The sequence below is a fragment of the Paenibacillus massiliensis 2301065 = DSM 16942 genome, assembly GCF_000377505.1.
GTDB classification, from domain to species: domain Bacteria; phylum Bacillota; class Bacilli; order Paenibacillales; family Paenibacillaceae; genus Paenibacillus; species Paenibacillus massiliensis.
The window spans coordinates 393,771-411,884 of sequence record NZ_KB898188.1; the positions used below are offsets into that span (position 1 = coordinate 393,771).

An 18,114-nucleotide genomic window follows, 5' to 3' on the forward strand; every position below is an offset into this window, starting at 1 on the left:
GTAAAATATTACACTGTTATGATAGGTTTACTAGGTTTAATGTCGTGAGATATAGCTGAGCAGGGGATCACTAGAAGCCCTTCATCAGAAATAACTGACATTGTCGTTGATGTGAACAGGAATAGAACCATTCTGGGATGCTGCAGCAAGTATGAGTGTGAAAGATGATTGAGACGGAACGGATAGGTAGGAGTATCTAACTGATATGTGGGTTGATCTTATCTTACACTGCCAACTCTAGTAGATCGGCGTGTAGGCGCTCTAATTCTTCTATATCTTGGGATAGATTAACAATTTTACAAGTATTATAATGTCGAACAAGGAAGTGCACAAGAGTTTTATTCAAATAATTTCAAAATAATCCTTTATATTCATTTCATTTGCATTTTAAGATAAGAACAGGCCCAGTATTCAAGACCTATTGCATGTTTGCGCAAAAACTGAATCATCATGTCATCTGCGGCATGACAGCAAGCAGCAAAAAAAGCCAGGAAACGAATACTTGATTCGTCATCTGGCTTGTTTGTAGTGGACTAATTTGAATAGACTTTTAGGAAACACTTTAGGACGCTATAGGACGCTTCAGGACGCAAAAATAGTGTCAATCTGCTTAATCTCATCAGCAGTCAGCTCTACCTTCAACGTCTTCAGATTCGACAGCACCTGTTCCGGGCGCTTGGCTCCAGGAATCAGAGCATCGATGCCCTCCACCGTCAAATACCACGCTAATATGACATGAGCTACCTCTGCGTCTTTGGCCTTAGCAAGGCTACGAACCTGATCCACCTTAGCCAGATTACGTACAAATGCCTCACCCTGGAATAAAGGGTTATACGCACGAAAGTCCGTAAATGTATCCTCAGGTCTGTACTTACCTCCCAGCAGACCCGCCGCAAGCGGGAAATAAGGCACGAATGAGATCCCATGCTCGCGGGAGTAAGGCAGCACATCTTGCTCTGCATCTCGATGCAGCAGATTGTAGTGGGACTGGAGCACATCCACATAGCCATCCTTGTTCGCTTCCCGCAGCTGCTCGATGGAGAAATTCGACACGCCAATCGCCCGAATTTTGCCCTCATCCTTCAGACGCTTCAACTCACCCACCGCTTCGTCCTTCGGTGTATGCTCATCTGGATAATGAATGTAATAAAGATCAATATAATCCGTCTGCAATCGTCGTAGACTGTCCTCTACAGACTGCCTCAGGAACGCTGGAGAATTGTCGATGGCCATGTCCCCTTCTGCTGGCTTATGAGCACCCTTGGTTGCAATGACGACACGATCACGTCCTCCTTGCTCCTTCAGCACCTCTCCGATCAGCTCCTCCGAGCGTTCGGGACCATATATATAGGCCGTATCCAGGAAATCGACACCTTGTGAGAGCGCTGTCCGCACAATATTTCTGCCCGTCTCATCCTGTAAGCCCTCGAACAGATTGTGACCGCCTACAGCGTTGGCGCCAAGCCCAATCGGTAGCACCTGCAGTCCACTTTTTCCAAGCTGATGCTTCTTCTCTGTCATCTGAACTTCACTCCTTCAAGTTAGAGATTTATCCTCAGTGACTAACCTATCAACACTACTTGATTATAACCCCGACTCTACCAGTAACCAAATTACGGATTATCCTGCTACACTTTCAGACTTTTTCAAAAAAGGGTTGACATCTTCCACAGATTGCCATTAACATAAGATTTAACTTTTGAAAAGGGAGGCCGATGAACATGACCGCAGTCTATAATTTGCATACAGGACACTTGCTAACAGACGTACAATACATGCAAATGATTGAACATCATTGTCTAGTCGGCCTCTTACGGACGACATAATCGATGACAGCCGGACCTGATTCGGAATGGCTGACTTCGAGTATCTGTGACAGTGCTTCGACGCGCCTTCTGCTTGAATGGCGGACTGTCGGAGCTTGGACTTGCGCAGAAGCCATAGACAATATGTCTATGGCTTTTTTGCGTCTATTGATTATAACGAGCAGGCCTCTGGGCCCTGCGGCCGGAGGCTGGAAGCATAGAAAGGATTTTCAACCTATATGGATACCAACAAACAAGCATCAAAACATAGCATTCCAGCATCGAACCCTAATATTTCCACGAATGAACCGAATCTATTTCAGGCTGAGGGCGGGGCCTACAGACACGAAGTCAAGCTTCCTTCTGGTGATTTGACCGTTTATGCAAGCCAGCAGCTCTTCTCCTCCCTGGACTATAAAGTATTCGAGATGGCCAACAACAATCTGCAAATTCCGAACATTACGCATATGAGCTATACTCCAGACGTACATGTGGGTGTCGGTACTTGCATTGGTACAACAGCGGTATGGAATATGATGGATGGATATGTCTCTCCCTCCATCGTCGGCAGTGACATTGGCTGTGGCATGCGTGTCCATCTGACACCACTGCATCGGGATGATCTCAAGGACATTAAGCTACGACGCAAGCTGGTGAAGGCGATCGAGAAGTATTTGCCGATGGAGGCCAACCAACGTGGACACTATTCGGATATACGATTGGAGCATATCGTGCGCAAGGGTCTTCACGGCCTGCCGAACAAGTACATTCCAGATAGCTATACACCCAAGAAATCCACTTCCTTGACCCATGTGGAATCCAGCAAATTCAATTTTGATGAAGAGGTGCTGAACACCATTCAGGATATGACCTGGCACCGGGCACACCGCCAGCTCGGAACTCTTGGTGGAGGCAATCATTTTGCTGAGGTGCAAGCGCTGGAGATCGCCGAGGAGCAGCGCCATATTGCTGAAGCCTGGGGCATGTTCGATGGACAGATCGTCGTCATGATTCATTCCGGCTCACGCGCCTGGGGCGGCGCCGTCAGCCAGACAAGCTCAGCAGCGATTGCCAAGGCCATGCAGCGTCTTGGCATCGGTACAGCTGATCCGAATCTCAAGTTCATTCCGCTGGACCACCCGGAAGGGCAGCATTATGTTGACATGCTGTACTCTGCGTTGAACTATGCCGTAGTCAATCGTCATCTGATTGCCTACTCCATTCGCGAGGCATTCCGGGACGTATTCGGGCCAAAATGTGAATTCAAGACGCTGTATGACCTCATGCACAACTATGCCTGGAACGAGCAGCACGAGCAGTATGGTGATGTCTTTGTCCATCGTAAAGGTGCGACGCGCGCCCTTCCAGCCGGACATCCCGCCAATCCCAAGCCTTATCTGGAGACCGGACACCCTGCACTTATACCTGGTTCGATGGGTACGTCCTCCTATATTATGCTTGGACAGCCTGAGGGCGCAGACAACTTCCACTCCATCTGTCACGGAGCTGGCCGGGCTCGATCACGAAGTGCTACCAAACGACTCGTGCGTGTCGAGGACTTTGCTACCGCACTTGGAGTGGGAACGGATGATGAAGTGGTCGTGAACCAGCGCTCGCTGGAATCGATTATTGACGAATCACCGCAAGCCTACAAAAATGTAGATGACATCATTGATAGTGTGACCGGGGCGGGACTCGCCCGTGTTGTCGCTAAATGCAAACCATTGGTCGCAGTGAAAGGAGCCAAGTAAGAATATATGAAGCAACAGACTACAATTATAGATACGAGAGTAGATGCAAGATTACCTCATAGTGAATGTCAGACCGCCGACAAGCGTCGGGAAAATAGTATGAAGGAAAGCAGAGGGGCTTCCTCCCGTTCGGGGCAGCAAGCTCCTACTCCAGTGGTCTACCGATTCGATGGTGACACGGACGGACGCATCACTGGCTACGCCGATTATGCCCGTCTGATTGACGGAATCAGCACCATTCTATTTCAGAAATACGGAGTCACCTACGAGCTGTACGCCAGTAATGATCCGAATATGGAATATTGGAGCCTGCTGGAGGAGGATGTGTGCAAAAACAATCCAGAGGTAGAGCATGTAGCACGCATCTATGATCGCCTTGAGGAGCGCACCCTCAAGTATGATGACGAGGGAGAGGTGCCGGATTATGGCGTTCACCTGTCCATCCATAACAATGTATTCGCATATCCCGAATGGGGAGTGGCATTGGCAAGGGTTCCATTTTTCCGGGAGCATGGCATCTATAAAGAGGATTTCGTGTTCTCCATCGGAGATCAGCAGCTGCTTGATTTTCTCAGTAATGTCCGGGCACGGGAACGCCGTCAGAATATGAATCGAGTCACGGTCTTTACGGACACAACTCATGGAATCAATCGTAAGAGTGAGCCCGTCACAAGAGCAGTCAGCCGCGAGGAAGTCATCATGGACCCTGCCATCAAGCAGGAAATCTTCCGTTCGTTGGATCAGTTTTTCGAGGCAGATCGGACCTTCTACCGGACCTACAATATTCCATACAAACGGGGAATTCTGCTCTACGGACGCCCGGGTAACGGCAAGACTACACTCGTTAAATCCATTGCTGGTACCGTGAACGGCCCAGTGGCCTATTGGCAGATCACGGAGCACACCGACAGCGGCTCCATCAAGGAGGTATTTGAAGCAGCCTCGCGTCTGGCGCCGATGGTGCTCGTCATTGAGGATATTGATTCCATGCCGCAGCATTCTCGCTCCTTCTTCCTGAACACGCTTGATGGAGCGACGTCCAAGGAAGGCATCTTCCTGATCGGAACGACTAACTATCCTGAGAAGATTGATCCGGGACTGATGAACCGGGCAGGTCGTTTTGATCGTGCCTATGAGGTGGCCCTACCGGATGAAGAGCTGCGCAGGAAGTTCTTGGAATTGCGCGGCATCGGAGCCTTCGTGGCGACCGAGGAGGTCCAGAAGGCTGCCAAGCTGGCGGAGGGTCTCTCGCTCGCTCAGCTTGGCGAGCTGTATGTTACGGCAGCACTGGAATGGCATGAGCAAGGTCAGACGGACCTCTTGCGCATCATACAAGGCATCAAGGGAGAGCTCGATAAGGAGCGCAAGCAAGACTGGATGGCTCGCCCGGATGACCATCGTATGGGATTCTTTTAAGCACTAATGAGCTTGATGAAGGGATCCTTCGAAGCTGTTGATATTTTAACAGGTATAAGTCCGGCCGAGATCGTGTAAGAACGACCCAAGACCCCTCTGTATTGCAGGAGGGGTCTTGGCGTATCATGTACAGCAGATGACATAACATAGATGACAGACTGTGGAGAAACAAGCTTATATCAAAAGCTGGGGAGCAGCAATTAGTATGGATAATAACCCGTATTGATCACAGCACACTGTCTCTAAATGCAATAAGGTAGAATAACTAACGAAAAAGGATAAAGGAGAGTTCACATGATACACCTAGAGCGTTCCATGGGAAGAATCCATCTGACGTTGGATGCGATCCACATGGGTGAGGATATTGTAGTATGCATCAGTGGCGGGGATCGCCCTCATCTGGGCACAATTACAGCAGGTGCACGTCTGGAGCCGATTCGTACCGTTCAGCTGCAGACGCACAAGGAATTTTATATTACAGAGGAGATTGCTGTGCGTCTGCGAAGGCAGTTCCGCGGGAATTTTGCCATCTGCTGCGGTGCCCATCTGGAGCAGATTACGAAGGAAGAGATCACACAGCTAACGGAGCTGGGCATCCAGCTTGGGGACGAGCTCATTCAGCTCCTGAAACAGTCCTCCTAGCTACACAGTCACCACCGTATTCCACAGCGCATACTGGAATGTACACGTATATTAATCGCATGCCTGCACGGGAAGACATATCTTCATTCGCATACGATCCGGGAAACGCGATTGCCGCACATCTGTAATCTCGAAATCGGGTCCTTCTCTTCTGGAGTAGTTCGAATTCGGTAACCATACTCCATAAATATATCTTCGAATGTCCTGGGCCATGGCTGCCGGTCCATCTACCGTAAATTCGGCATACAAGCCAGCTGGTAGCTCCATACTGATCCAGTCCCCATCGTCCGGTGCAGGCAGCAGCTGACGAGTCTGTTCTCCAACTACGAAGGAGAAGGTCCCTTCATCTTCAAAATGACATGCAATGCCATAGCTGAAATCAGGAGCTGCTTTCTCTGGTATGCGCATAAAGTGGCCTTCCTCGCCGAATTGTCGATAAAAATCAGGGATATCTTGATAGTATTGCTCCTCCAGCAGCGTTGTTCGGTATTCGACGCCCAGGATCGGGATTGCGTCCAGCTCACGTATGACAGGCTTGTTCATAGCTATGTCCTCCTTCGTGTGTGTTCGATAATTCAGGAAATCAATAGGCTGCTGCCCTCGTCCGTTCCATGGGTCCTGTTTCCGGCGGAATTGTCCTGGAGTAATCCCCCAGTACTGCTCGAATGCACGGGTAAAAGCCTCCTGGGATTGATACTGCACTTCAATCGCAATGCTCAATATTCCACGCTCGGTATGTACCAGCTCTCCAGCAGCCATTGTCATTCGGCGCTTCCGTATGTATTCCTGAATAGAGAACCCGGTAATGGCCTGAAATAATCGTTGAAAATGAAAGGGAGAAAAGCCTGTCGTTGCGGCTATTTCCTTCACCTTCAAATCCTCCTTCAAGTGCTCCTCCATGAATACCACTGCCTTTTGCATAAGACGATAATACTCCATATCTGACTCCTCCTTAATCAACAACCGGTATACTCTTACTTGCTCTTACTTATTCTTACTTGTTCTTACCTGTTCTTACTTAGTCTTTCTCCCCTTCATAGCTCTACTCCTTTTATTCCCTCTATTCTCTCTGTTCCCTTCCATTCTACTAGGTATGAAGTTGCAAGTTTTGATTTATTGTGCTCAAATACATGTCTCCTGCAGCATCGCAAATACAACGCAAAAAAACCTGTCACTAGAATGAGGAAGCTAACCGAAAAAGTTAGTCTATCGTCATCTAATCACAGGTACTACTGGCAATACAGGCCGTATTGGCAGTACGGACTTTACTTTCCATCTGACATAGCCATCTCAACAGCTTCTTCTCCACGCAGCCTGCCCAGAAACTGAACAGCTCTTGGACTGACAGGGTTTCTCAGCACTTGAGCAGGCGGCCCCTGCTCCACGATAACTCCATCATCCATGAAGATTACGTGATCAGCCACATCCGCAGCGAACTTCATCTCATGCGTTACGATAACCATCGTCCGTCCCTCAGCAGCGAGCTCCTTCATGACTTTGAGCACCTCGCCTACCAATTCTGGATCAAGTGCAGAGGTTGGCTCATCGAACAGGAGCACTTCGGGGTCTACGGCCATTGCCCGGGCAATACCGATCCGTTGCTGCTGTCCGCCAGAGAGCTGGTGTGGGTACACGTCGGCCTTATCCGACAGTCCTACCTTCTCTAGCAGCCCAAGGGCACGCTTACGTGCCTCCTCCTTGCCCTTCTTCTGTACCGTAACCTGCGCCTCCATTACATTTTGCAGCACCGTCATATGCGGGAACAAGTTATAGGATTGAAATACCATGCCTGATTTCTTGCGAAGCGCGAGCATATCTTTCTTGCTTACCTTCGAGCCTCGTTCAAAAAGTAGAGATAACCCACCTAGCTCTAGCGTTCCCTGGTCAGGCATTTCCAACAGATTGAAGCAGCGCAGCAACGTCGTCTTGCCGGAGCCCGAAGGGCCAATGATGACAAGTACCTTGCCTTTCTCCAGGGAAAGATCCACTCCCTTTAGGACCTCCAGCGAGCCGAAGGATTTGTGTAAATTATGAATGGTAATCATGAAGTTCCTCCCACCCGGATGGCATGGCGACCTACACGCTTCTCAACATAGTTCTGAAGTGCCGAAAGTACTGTACTGAACAATAAATAAATAACGGCTGCTTCTGAATAGACCAATAACGCCTCATAAGTGGTCGCAGCGATCTGCTGGGATACACGGAACATCTCCAGATAAGCGATACCTGCCGCCAGCGATGTATCCTTCACGAGACTGATAAAGGAGTTCCCAAGCGGAGGAACCGACACCCTTGCTGCCTGTGGCAAAATAATACGTCGCAGCGCCTGCGTTCGGGTCATCCCAAGTGACTCTGCTGCCTCCCATTGACCATGATGCACGGACTGAATCGCTGCACGTATGACCTCCGAATTGTACGCTCCCACACTTAGACTAAAGCCGATCAGTGCGGCAATGAATGGGTCCAGTACGATACCCACCGTCGGTAAGCCATAGAAAATAATATAGAGCTGCACCAGGAGCGGTGTACCGCGTATGATCCATACATAGAATCGAGCGATTGCTATGAGAATGCTTACGCCCGACAGGCGAGCGAGTGCTGTCAACAGCGCCAATACCAAGCCAAATGCAAAGGATAGTATAGCGAGTGGCAGTGTAAAAGCAACCCCTGCTTTTAGCAGGGGCCAGAAGGAATCCATTAGAATTTGAATATCGCGATTGTCCATCTTTCATGACATCCTTTGAATAATATTCATCTCTGTCAAGAGGTTGCAATGCTTAATGTTGTCACACGTTGTCACAGTGTATTGACATCACTATCTTATTTTTATTCTTCAGTTTATTTGGATACATCCGTACCGAAGTATTTCTCGGAGATGGTCAGGTAGGTTCCGTCACTCTTCATATCGGCCAGGGCCTTGTTCACTGCCTCTATCAGGTCGTCATTGCCCTTATTGAACAAAGCTGCACTCTCGGAAGCTTCCTCTACTTCATCTACAGCCTTCAATGGCACATCTGGACGCTGCACCTTCAGATCAAGGAAGGATAGACCGTCGTTCACTGTCGCATCTACACGCTTGGAGGTTAATAGGTCGATTGCCTGATTGAAGCCCTCTGTTGCTACGATCTCTGCACCATTGCTCTTCGCAATCTCAGTCAGGTTGCTCGTCAGAGATTGAGCAGCCTTCTTTCCTTTCAGATCAGCGAATTGCTTAATCTCGTTATTGTCCTCACTCACGATCAGCACCGCTTTGGAGACAATATAAGGATCGGAGAAATCATACTTGGCTTGGCGCTCATCATTGATAGACACCTGATTGAACACCACATCGAATCGCTTGGCATCCAGGCCTGCGAACATTCCGTCCCACTGAGTCTCGACGAATTCAGGCTCTACACCCAGACGCTTGCTGACTTCACGAGCGATCTCTACATCAAAGCCTGTCAGTTGGCCTGACCCATCACGGAATGTAAAGGGTGCATAGGTACCTTCCGTACCGATCCGCAGCTTGCCACTTGCCTTGACAGCTTCCAATGCTGACTGGGCTGTCTCCTGATTGCTAGCAGCTCCGTTATTGCTGCCTGCTGTATCCGTAGTCTGACCCGTGCTATTTCCGCACGCTGCCAGCACCAGCAAGAGAATAACCCATGTTACCGCTAAGAAATGTACCCTTTTCATATCTACTTCACTCTTTTCTCTATAAAATGTACCGCTGTGACCCCTTGTTTTAATCAAGCGAATGACCGATTAACGAGGCAGCAATTGAATACTACACCATGTTACGGTAAAGCGTCAATTAAAAAATATGATAATTCCGATGAATTTAATATATTTTAAAATAATCTATACAATCTCTATTTCAGGAGCTATCAGTAGCCTTGAGAAATCCCTAAGCTACAATAGCTTTTCCTGAGAGAAATAGATTATTCACTTTCATGGTAGCCCACGTACCAGCACAAAAAAACGTTCCTGAGCCTTGAAAGGACTCGGAACGCTTTCTTGATTACAAGAGTTTTGTTTACTTGTTAACTTTGCGAACTCGTCATCTTTGTTTGCTCGGTAATCCGACTATGATGTGATGTCACATTCATTTAGCCTGTTACTACATCGTACACAAGCTGCGGCGCTACCGCGTGATCAGCAATCTGAATGTGCTCCCGAATCATACGAATGACCTCATCGACCTCTTCGCGGTTAGCGTGAATCGTGACGAGCGACTCACCTTTACGCACCGTATCCCCGATCTTCTTGTTCAGCATGAGACCTACAGCCAGATCAATATCTGATTCCTTGGTCGCCCGTCCGGCTCCAAGCTTCATGGCCGCAGTACCAATCTCATCTGCGGTTATAGCAGCGACGACGCCATCCTGATCAGCTGGTACTTCGATCTGATAGGCTGCTTGTGGCAGCAGCTCAGGACGATCCACCACCTGCTCATTGCCGCCTTGATTGCGGATGAATTCCTTGAACTTATCCAAAGCCTTGCCACTGCGCATAACCTCACGCAGCTTCTCCTCGGCTTCCTCCAGCGACGTTGCCTTGCCTGCCAAATAGACCATCTGGCTTCCCAGAGCCAGACACAGCTCCTCGAGATCGGCAGGTCCCTTGCCCTGCAAAGTGTCAATCGCCTCGCGAACCTCCAGCGCATTGCCAATAGCGTAACCGAGAGGCTGGCTCATATCCGAGATCACAGCCATCGTCTTGCGGCCTACACTATTCCCGATGCTTACCATAGCCTGGGCCAGCTCCTTGGCCTCCTCGACCGTCTTCATGAAGGCACCTGCACCTGTCTTGACATCCAGTACGATTGCATCCGAGCCTGCTGCAATCTTCTTGCTCATGATGGAACTGGCAATCAATGGAATGGAGTTGACGGTTCCTGTGACATCACGGAGTGCATACAGCTTCTTGTCCGCTGGAGTCAGGTTGCCACTCTGACCGATTACTGCAATCTTGTGCTCGTTGACCAGCTTGACGAACTCCTCCTTGGAGATTTCAACATGGAAGCCCTCGATTGCCTCCAGCTTGTCAATCGTTCCTCCCGTATGCCCGAGTCCTCGTCCAGACATCTTGGCGACCGGAATATCCAGTGCTGCTACCAGAGGAGCAAGCACCAGCGTCGTCGTATCACCGACACCACCTGTAGAGTGCTTATCAACCTTGATACCGTCAATTGCTGACAAATCAATCGTCTCACCCGAATGCACCATCGCCATCGTCAAATCTGCACGCTCACGTCCATTCATATCCTGGAAGAAGATCGCCATTGCGAGTGCGCTGGCCTGATAATCCGGGATGTCCCCATTGGTGTACCCTTGAATGAAAAATTGAATTTCCTCAGCAGTCAGCTCCTTGCCGTCCCGCTTTTTTGCAATAATATCGACCATTCTCATTGTCTGATTCTCCTAGTCGTGATTGAAGTAAGCCTACTCAGGCCTGCTCTATATTCCTTATAAAGAGATCGCCGTATCCAGCGCCACTTCCATCATCTCGTTGAAGGTCGTCTGGCGCTCCTCTGATGTCGTCTCTTCACCTGTGATCAGATGATCGCTGACGGTCAGAATGGTCAGTGCCTGCACACCATGTCTCGCAGCCAAAGTATACAGCGCAGTCGTCTCCATTTCCACACCAAGAATGCCGTACTGCATCAGCTTCTCCACGACCGATTTATCATCGCGGTAGAACATGTCAGAGCTGAAGATATTGCCCACATGCAGCTTCAGACCTTTGGCTGTGCCGCGATCATAAGCTGCCTTCAGCAACGGGAAGCTGGCGATAGGTGAATAGTCATAACCGCCGAATACATGACGGTTCATGCTGGAATCCGTACAGGACGCCTGTGCCAGAATGACGTCACGGACCCGAACATGCTCCTGCATCCCACCACACGTGCCGACACGGATCAGATTCTTCACACCATACTCGGTGATCAGTTCATTGGCATAAATGCTGATAGACGGAATCCCCATGCCAGACCCCTGTACAGAAATACGCTTGCCTTGATATGTACCTGTGAAGCCCAGCATTCCGCGCACCTCGTTATAGCAGGTTACATCCTGCAAATAGGTCTCTGCGATATATTTAGCACGAAGCGGGTCTCCTGGCAGGAGAATCGTCTCCGCAATATCTCCTGGTTTAGCTGCAATGTGAACACTCATGAAATTAATCCTCCTCAGAATAGCTGTAGCCTAATTATTGAATGTATAGGTGGTACTAGTGACTTTATCAGATTACATGTGAGCATAGAACTGCTGCAAGCGGGGAACCCAGTCTACCGCTGTTAAGCTGGTCATTCTCGACCCTAGACTGCTATTTCAAGGCACCCAAAAAGCTGGAGCCATGCTCAGGCAGCTTCACTCCGAAATTCTCTGCAATCGTGGCGCCGATATCGGCAAAAGTCTGGCGCAGTGGCAAGGCTCCTTCACCGCCCGTAAAGCGTGGAGAATACACGAGTAAAGGTACATATTCACGCGTATGATCTGTTCCTTTATAGGTAGGATCATTCCCGTGATCAGCTGTAATAATCAGCAGATCGTCATCCGTCATACGCTCCAATACCTCAGGCAAGCGGCCGTCATATTGCTCTAGCGCATCTCCATAACCTTGAGGATCACGACGGTGTCCATACAGCGCATCGAAATCGACCAGATTCAGGAAGCTGATCCCTGTAAATGACTCCTCCAGCACCTGTACCAGCTTGTCCATTCCGTCCATGTTGGACTCTGTACGAATCGAACGGGTCACACCCTCGCCATCATAGATGTCGTTGATCTTCCCGATTGCGATGACTTCCAGTCCTTCATCCTTCAACTCATTCATGACCGTGCGACCGAATGGCTTCAAGGCATAGTCATGCCGATTCGGTGTACGCTTGAAGCTGCCTGGCTCGCCCACGAACGGTCGGGCAATGATGCGTCCCAGCATGTACGGATCATCCAGTGTAATCTCACGGCAGTATTCGCAGATCTCGTACAGCTCCTTCAGCGGTACAACATCCTCATGAGCGGCAATTTGCAGAACGGAGTCAGCCGATGTATAGACGATTAGCGCTCCTGTCTTTACATGCTCCTCGCCGAGCTCGTCGATAATCTCCGTACCACTAGCAGGCTTATTGCCGATGACCTTACGGCCTGTTTTTTGCTCGATTTGTGAGATCAACTCCTGCGGAAATCCATTCTCGAATACCCGGAACGGCGTATCAATATACAGTCCCATGATCTCCCAGTGTCCTGTCATCGTATCCTTGCCCAGTGATGCCTCTTGCATTTTGCCATAATAGGCCAGCGGCTTCTCTGCTACAGGCACGCCCTCAATCTCACGAATATTGGACAGGCCAAGAGCTGCCATATTAGGCATGTGCAGACCGCCGCGCGCGCTTGCAATATGACCGAGGGTATCCACCCCAAAATCTCCAAAATCTGCGGCATCCGGCGCTTCTCCGATACCAACAGAGTCCATAACGACTAGATGTATTCTTTTAAATGTGCTCATATCAACGGCTCCTATCTTTAGATGAAGGCATCCGCCTTCTTCATATAACTACAGTATATCCTTTTCTGGGCCAATCGTGTAGGCGTGTACCATAGATTTACTCATTTACAGTATTGTCTTGCTCGCTTATAATCAAGTGTTATACATAGAACACAGCTTTTACCAACTCATTTTCTTTCCAAAATGAGCAGTTCAATGCACAAAGGAGCCTTCATCATGCAGTCAGATATTCAGGCATCCACTTTGGCAAGCTCAGTCGAGCACTCGCCGTGGATGCGTTTTTTTCAGCCTATTCGGCATAGCCGTGCTTTTACCCTGCTCTGGCTCGGACAATGGATTGCAGTCCTCGGTAGTACGATTACTCTGATTATTCTGCCATTTGTTGTCTATTCCATTACAGGCTCCTCCACCATTATGGGGCTGGCGATGACAACATATATGCTGCCCAATGTGCTGGTCCTACCCTTCTCTGGCTGGATCGTTGACCGAATGGATCGTACTCGGCTAATTCTGTTCACGAATGGGTCGCGATTTCTGCTGATGCTGGGAGCAGCGGTGACGGTGCTTACTGGACAAATGAATCTCTATATCCTATTTGCTGGACTAGCGGTGTACGGTCTGCTCGACGGTATATTCAACCCAGCGTTCTCTGCTTTGCGGGCGCAGGTATTTACACCTGACATTCGTAATGCCGCCAATGCCTTAACGCAGATTAGCATTCAGGCCGTACGCCTGCTGGGTCCTCCGCTTGGAGGGTTCATCGTCTCTGTAAGCTCACCCGGCGTCGGCTTCGCGCTTGATTCCTTGATGTATCTCGTGTCGTTCATTTGCTTTTGGCTTCTGGCACAGGTATTAAGCAAGCGGATCGGGACTTCTCAAGAGGGAACCTTAGCAACTTCGGCAACTTCAGCTCCTTCTGGTGCCTCATTCCTTCAAGAATTTCTCGAAGGGATTGCTGTTCTGAAGCGAATTCCTTGGCTGTGGATCACGATTCTTACCTTTTCGTTTCTGAACATCTGCTATACCGGCATTATTACTGTGCTTATTCCATGGTTGTTCAAGATCCATCATGGGTATAGCCCCTCAATGTATGGTCTTGCCATGGCAGGTTCCGGGGCAGGTGCAATTATCGGAGCTATTCTGTATGGAGCCAGAAAAGAATGGAGACATCGGGGCATAATCGCTTATTGTGGCGCTTTGCTCTCCGGAATTGCACTCCTGCTGCTGGCTTATGTCTCATGGATTCCCGGCATGATCTTCATTATGATGCTGGAAGGCTTCGGGCTCATGATGTTCATGATCATATGGGAAATCAGCCTTCAGGAGCTGGTACCTCCTGAAGCCTTCGGTCGCGTAGCCAGTCTCGACATGCTCGGATCGTTTGCTTTACTCCCTATTGGTTATCTTGCCGTAGGCGGCTTGGCGGATCACATTGGTGGTATCGCTGCTATACAGATCTTTGCCTCCATAGGCATGTTGCTTATCATACTAGTGCTGTGCGTCCCACAGATTCGGCGTTTTGACTAGTGTCTTGGTCCGAAGAATGAAGCAAAAAAAGTCCCGAGCATAAGCTCAGGACTTTTTTGCTAATCACAATCAACTGTATCGTTGAGCCTCCTAAGGTAACCAGAAGCTACACTTATACTTCACATCTACATTACAGCGATCTAGCCGCGACTTCGTCCCATAGAACGGAACACCAGACTTGCAAGAGCTACCAGAATGATGGCCCCGATTAATGCTGGAACGATGTAGAATCCTCCCATGGCCGGTCCCCATTCTCCAAGAAGCACGCTTCCGAGCCATCCTCCGATGAAGCCCGCGATAATATTTCCGATGACGCCGCCCGGAATATCTCTTCCTACGATCAGACCTGCCAACCATCCAATAATACCACCTACGATTAATGCCCATAACCAACTCATGATTTCTCACCTCGTTTTGGATTTGTTATATCGCTGTGTTGTATTATTAACCAACCCTTTTGGTTTTGAACACTTGAAATTACATAGATGCTGCAAAGTCCAATTTGAGCCGTGGCATTTCACAACTGCTGCCAACCTCTTCCCTACTCCAGACAACCAGCTCTCAACAACTATCAATGGATGTGGTTATCTGTCAATTGAATGTTTAAAAAGGTTACTTTCAATCCTAGTGTGTACTCTCAACTGAGGTAACATGCGCTGTGTCAACATTTCCATATTGGTAAATTTTGATACAACTACACATATTAATTAATATTTGGTTAACAATTTACCCGTAGACTACTCCTTAGACTTGTTTAAGGAGGATGTAGCACTTGAAGCAGACTATGTGGAAACGTTTTAAAAAGGGGACCATCGCGACCTTAATAGCGACCAGTGTGCTATCGACCAGTACCGCAGTTTTACCTCAGGCTGAAGTAGCCGCAGCAACGCCAATCAAGAATGTCATTATCCTTATTCCGGATGGCATGGCCAATGATGCAACGACGCTTGCTCGCTGGTACAAAGGCTCTGATCTGGCCCTTGATGAGCTCGCGAGCGGATTGGTGCGTACCTACTCCGCTGATGCTCCAATCGCAGATTCCGCACCTGCAGGTACGGCATTTGCAACTGGCCACAAATCCCATACCGGATTCGTAGGCGTGCTTCCTGATGAAGCCACGATGCCGGGTCAGGCCGCTATCGCGGAGAATGACAAGCGCAAGCCTGTAGCCTCGGTACTGGAGGCAGCCAGACTGGCAGGCAAATCCACTGGCATTATCGCAACATCCGAGTTCATGCACGCTACACCAGCAGATTTCTCTGCCCATTATCCCGACCGCTCCAATTATGATGCACTGAGCATGCAGCAGGTCTACAACGATATGGATGTCGTCCTGGGCAGTGGCAGCAATTATCTTACTCCTGAAGGACGTAAGGACGGTAATGATCTGCTCAGCACGATCAAGGAACGTGGCTACGAATATGTAACAACACCTGAACAGCTCAAGGCTTCTTCCTCGGATAAAATCTGGGGTATGTTCGGAGGTAAGGCTCTGGCCTATGAGATGGATCGCGATCCTGCGAAGCAACCAAGCCTGAGCGACATGACTAGTAAGGCTATTGATGTCCTCTCACAGAACGACAAGGGCTTCTTCCTGATGGTAGAGGGCAGTAAGGTAGACTGGGCAGCACATGCTAACGATCCAGTCGGTGTGATCAGCGATGTTCTTGCATTCGATGAAGCGGTGAACACAGCCGTTCAATTTGCCAAAAAGGACCAATCCACTGCGGTTATCGCAGTTACGGATCATGGCAACGGCGGCCTGACCATCGGCAGCAAGGCAACTACCAGCACCTATGACAAGGAGCCACTGGCTTCCTTCATCACTCCTCTCAAAAACGCAAAGGTTACCGGTGAAGGTTTTGAATCCAAGCTGAACGCCGATCGTAGCAACATTGAGGAAGCAGCTGCTACTTATCTCGGCATTACGGACCTGAGCGCTGAAGAAATTCAGACCATCAAGGATGCCAAGGCTGGCAGCATGAATTATGCTGTAGGACCTATTATCAGCGAAAGAGCTAACATCGGCTGGACAACAGGTGGTCATACTGGCGGCGATGTAGTTCTGTACACTTACGCACCAGATAACAACCGTCCGACTGGTGTCATCGAGAATACAGATGTCGCTAAGTATATGGCTAGCGTGTTGGGCTTGGACCTGAACGCAACAACAACTCGTCTGTTCGTTAATGCTGAGCAAGCCTTTGCTTCCAAAGGAGCCAAGACCAGTATTGAGGACAGTAAGCTGATCGTAACGAAGGGCAGCGATAAGCTGGAGCTTCCTTTCCACACTAGCGTAGCCTCACTGAACGGGCAATCTGTACAGCTTGAAGGGGTTATCGTGTATAACGGCATTAGTGTATACGCATCCCAACAAGCTATCGATCTGATAAAATAAGAACACAGCACTTCATTCCCATCACAGCACATTAAAAGATTAGATAAAGGCCAGCCAGCAGTTCACTCCTATCCGGAGAAGCACTGCTGGCTGGCCTTATCTGTTGCTACCATTCTTTTTGGAAGTCTAATGCATCGAATAGCTAATGCTACGATTGTCGCTCGTATTTCTCATTTTTACGATGGCTACTCATGCAGCTGAGATTGCTGATCACAATCCTGAGACAGCATCGAAATTACTCCTGAACTTCTTCTACTGCTGGCGCTGCTGGAGCTTCTGCAGGTTCAGCAGGCATATCTGTCGGTATAGCCGGAGCTTCGGAATACCGCTTCAGAACCTCTGCAGCATTGTACACCATCACAGCCGCCTCAGCTCTTGTAATGGCACGCTGTGGATGGAAGGCCCCTGTATCATCCAAGGAAGCGATATTCCATATCAATGAACGCTGAATCGCTCCTTGATGCATAATGTCCATATCCGCCTCATCCTTGATCGGCTTCGGTACAATATTAATCAACGGTACTTGTCCTGTGCCCTCAATAGCTTGAATCAGGTAAAAAGTAAATTCTTCACGTGTCAGCACGCTGGAGGGCTGAATATCCTTAGGCAGCTCCACACCATTATAATGCGCTGACAGATAGGCATTCGTGTACCATACGCCATCCTTAACGTGGTCAAACACATCTTCGGCAAATGGTCCCTTCTCAAAGCTGATTGCCGCCAAGCTAAGGCCCAGTCCACTTGTCAGCATCTGAATACCTTGTGCGCTATTCAATTCGGCATCAGGGCGGAATTCCGCAGCCGAGAAACCATGAATGAGACCTTGATCATGCAATGCCACGATTTTCTCCTTCCCTGGTGTCGCATCAATGTCGGTAAAGGAAGCAGCAGATGCCAACGATGGGACTACAAGAGCTACTGCTACAGACAGGGCAGAGACCGCTGCACTTAACGGGAGAAAATGGTTTTTGCGCTGAGTTTTATTCTTTTTCATACTTTCCACTCCTAGTATCATATTGGGTATATAACAAGAAGAATTTTCATTTTTCTAAACTTACCGACGCACGAGAGAATGAATATGTTG

15 protein-coding genes are annotated in these 18,114 nt (G+C 49.0%); 5 read left to right on the top strand and 10 right to left on the bottom strand.

Features of this window, described 5'->3' with window-relative positions; all coding sequences use genetic code 11:
• Positions 1–582: 582 nt before the first annotated feature.
• Positions 583–1,521, bottom strand: coding sequence for an aldo/keto reductase (locus tag D328_RS0110690; RefSeq protein WP_018884997.1), 939 nt, complete (start codon positions 1,519–1,521; stop codon positions 583–585).
• Between the two features lie 523 nt (positions 1,522–2,044).
• Here D328_RS0110690 and D328_RS0110695 point away from each other — a divergent pair.
• The 3 genes from D328_RS0110695 to lpdD all read left to right on the top strand — a co-directional run bounded on the left by D328_RS0110695 (position 2,045) and on the right by lpdD (position 5,614).
• Positions 2,045–3,556, top strand: coding sequence for an RtcB family protein (locus D328_RS0110695; protein WP_018884998.1), 1,512 nt, complete (start codon positions 2,045–2,047; stop codon positions 3,554–3,556).
• Positions 3,557–3,655: 99 nt separating this feature from the next.
• Positions 3,656–4,972, top strand: a complete 1,317-nt coding sequence (locus D328_RS0110700; protein WP_154659028.1) for an AAA family ATPase — start codon at positions 3,656–3,658, stop codon at positions 4,970–4,972.
• Between the two features lie 294 nt (positions 4,973–5,266).
• Positions 5,267–5,614 (top strand): prenylated flavin chaperone LpdD, encoded by a 348-nt coding sequence (gene lpdD, locus D328_RS0110705; protein WP_018885000.1) that lies wholly within the window; start codon positions 5,267–5,269, stop codon positions 5,612–5,614.
• A 51-nt stretch (positions 5,615–5,665) separates the two neighbouring features.
• Here lpdD and D328_RS0110710 read toward each other — a convergent pair whose 3' ends face one another.
• The 7 genes from D328_RS0110710 to deoB all read right to left on the bottom strand — a co-directional run bounded on the left by D328_RS0110710 (position 5,666) and on the right by deoB (position 13,105).
• Complete coding sequence (locus tag D328_RS0110710) at positions 5,666–6,553, bottom strand: AraC family transcriptional regulator (protein ID WP_018885001.1); 888 nt, start codon at positions 6,551–6,553, stop codon at positions 5,666–5,668.
• Between the two features lie 326 nt (positions 6,554–6,879).
• Positions 6,880–7,659 (bottom strand): amino acid ABC transporter ATP-binding protein, encoded by a 780-nt coding sequence (locus tag D328_RS0110715; RefSeq protein WP_018885002.1) that lies wholly within the window; start codon positions 7,657–7,659, stop codon positions 6,880–6,882.
• Entirely contained in the window at positions 7,656–8,339 is a 684-nt protein-coding gene (locus D328_RS0110720) for an amino acid ABC transporter permease (protein ID WP_018885003.1), read from the bottom strand. The genes D328_RS0110715 and D328_RS0110720 overlap by 4 nt, the downstream gene beginning before the upstream one ends.
• A 113-nt stretch (positions 8,340–8,452) precedes the next feature.
• Positions 8,453–9,292 (bottom strand): amino acid ABC transporter substrate-binding protein, encoded by an 840-nt coding sequence (locus D328_RS0110725; protein ID WP_018885004.1) that lies wholly within the window; start codon positions 9,290–9,292, stop codon positions 8,453–8,455.
• Between the two features lie 413 nt (positions 9,293–9,705).
• Positions 9,706–11,007, bottom strand: a complete 1,302-nt coding sequence (locus tag D328_RS0110730; protein ID WP_018885005.1) for a pyrimidine-nucleoside phosphorylase — start codon at positions 11,005–11,007, stop codon at positions 9,706–9,708.
• A gap of 57 nt (positions 11,008–11,064) precedes the next feature.
• Entirely contained in the window at positions 11,065–11,772 is a 708-nt protein-coding gene (gene deoD / locus D328_RS0110735; protein ID WP_018885006.1) for a purine-nucleoside phosphorylase, read from the bottom strand.
• A gap of 151 nt (positions 11,773–11,923) precedes the next feature.
• Entirely contained in the window at positions 11,924–13,105 is a 1,182-nt protein-coding gene (gene deoB, locus D328_RS0110740) for a phosphopentomutase (RefSeq protein ID WP_018885007.1), read from the bottom strand.
• A gap of 273 nt (positions 13,106–13,378) precedes the next feature.
• Between deoB and D328_RS0110745 the strand changes: the two genes are divergently transcribed.
• On the top strand, positions 13,379–14,632 hold the full coding sequence (locus tag D328_RS0110745; protein WP_154659029.1) for an MFS transporter: 1,254 nt from the start codon (positions 13,379–13,381) through the stop codon (positions 14,630–14,632).
• Positions 14,633–14,772: 140 nt separating this feature from the next.
• Here D328_RS0110745 and D328_RS0110750 read toward each other — a convergent pair whose 3' ends face one another.
• Positions 14,773–15,030, bottom strand: coding sequence for a GlsB/YeaQ/YmgE family stress response membrane protein (locus D328_RS0110750; RefSeq protein WP_018885009.1), 258 nt, complete (start codon positions 15,028–15,030; stop codon positions 14,773–14,775).
• A 386-nt stretch (positions 15,031–15,416) separates the two neighbouring features.
• Between D328_RS0110750 and D328_RS0110755 the strand changes: the two genes are divergently transcribed.
• Positions 15,417–17,030, top strand: a complete 1,614-nt coding sequence (locus tag D328_RS0110755; RefSeq protein ID WP_026281121.1) for an alkaline phosphatase — start codon at positions 15,417–15,419, stop codon at positions 17,028–17,030.
• 235 nt (positions 17,031–17,265) lie between these two features.
• Here the strand turns inward: D328_RS0110755 and D328_RS0110760 are convergent, their stop codons facing one another.
• Entirely contained in the window at positions 17,266–18,024 is a 759-nt protein-coding gene (locus tag D328_RS0110760; RefSeq protein ID WP_018885011.1) for an S-layer homology domain-containing protein, read from the bottom strand.
• Between the last annotated feature and the right edge of the window lie 90 nt (positions 18,025–18,114).

Bases quoted from the DNA above. Each gene is read 5' to 3' on its own strand.
- D328_RS0110690 (WP_018884997.1), bottom strand. From the start codon at position 1,521: ATGACAGAGAAGAAGCATCAGCTTGGAAAAAGTGGACTGCAGGTGCTA.
- D328_RS0110695 (WP_018884998.1), top strand. From the start codon at position 2,045: ATGGATACCAACAAACAAGCATCAAAACATAGCATTCCAGCATCGAAC.
- D328_RS0110700 (WP_154659028.1), top strand. From the start codon at position 3,656: ATGAAGGAAAGCAGAGGGGCTTCCTCCCGTTCGGGGCAGCAAGCTCCT.
- lpdD (WP_018885000.1), top strand. From the start codon at position 5,267: ATGATACACCTAGAGCGTTCCATGGGAAGAATCCATCTGACGTTGGAT.
- D328_RS0110710 (WP_018885001.1), bottom strand. From the start codon at position 6,553: ATGGAGTATTATCGTCTTATGCAAAAGGCAGTGGTATTCATGGAGGAG.
- D328_RS0110715 (WP_018885002.1), bottom strand. From the start codon at position 7,659: ATGATTACCATTCATAATTTACACAAATCCTTCGGCTCGCTGGAGGTC.
- D328_RS0110720 (WP_018885003.1), bottom strand. From the start codon at position 8,339: ATGGACAATCGCGATATTCAAATTCTAATGGATTCCTTCTGGCCCCTG.
- D328_RS0110725 (WP_018885004.1), bottom strand. From the start codon at position 9,292: ATGAAAAGGGTACATTTCTTAGCGGTAACATGGGTTATTCTCTTGCTG.
- D328_RS0110730 (WP_018885005.1), bottom strand. From the start codon at position 11,007: ATGAGAATGGTCGATATTATTGCAAAAAAGCGGGACGGCAAGGAGCTG.
- deoD (WP_018885006.1), bottom strand. From the start codon at position 11,772: ATGAGTGTTCACATTGCAGCTAAACCAGGAGATATTGCGGAGACGATT.
- deoB (WP_018885007.1), bottom strand. From the start codon at position 13,105: ATGAGCACATTTAAAAGAATACATCTAGTCGTTATGGACTCTGTTGGT.
- D328_RS0110745 (WP_154659029.1), top strand. From the start codon at position 13,379: ATGCGTTTTTTTCAGCCTATTCGGCATAGCCGTGCTTTTACCCTGCTC.
- D328_RS0110750 (WP_018885009.1), bottom strand. From the start codon at position 15,030: ATGAGTTGGTTATGGGCATTAATCGTAGGTGGTATTATTGGATGGTTG.
- D328_RS0110755 (WP_026281121.1), top strand. From the start codon at position 15,417: ATGTGGAAACGTTTTAAAAAGGGGACCATCGCGACCTTAATAGCGACC.
- D328_RS0110760 (WP_018885011.1), bottom strand. From the start codon at position 18,024: ATGAAAAAGAATAAAACTCAGCGCAAAAACCATTTTCTCCCGTTAAGT.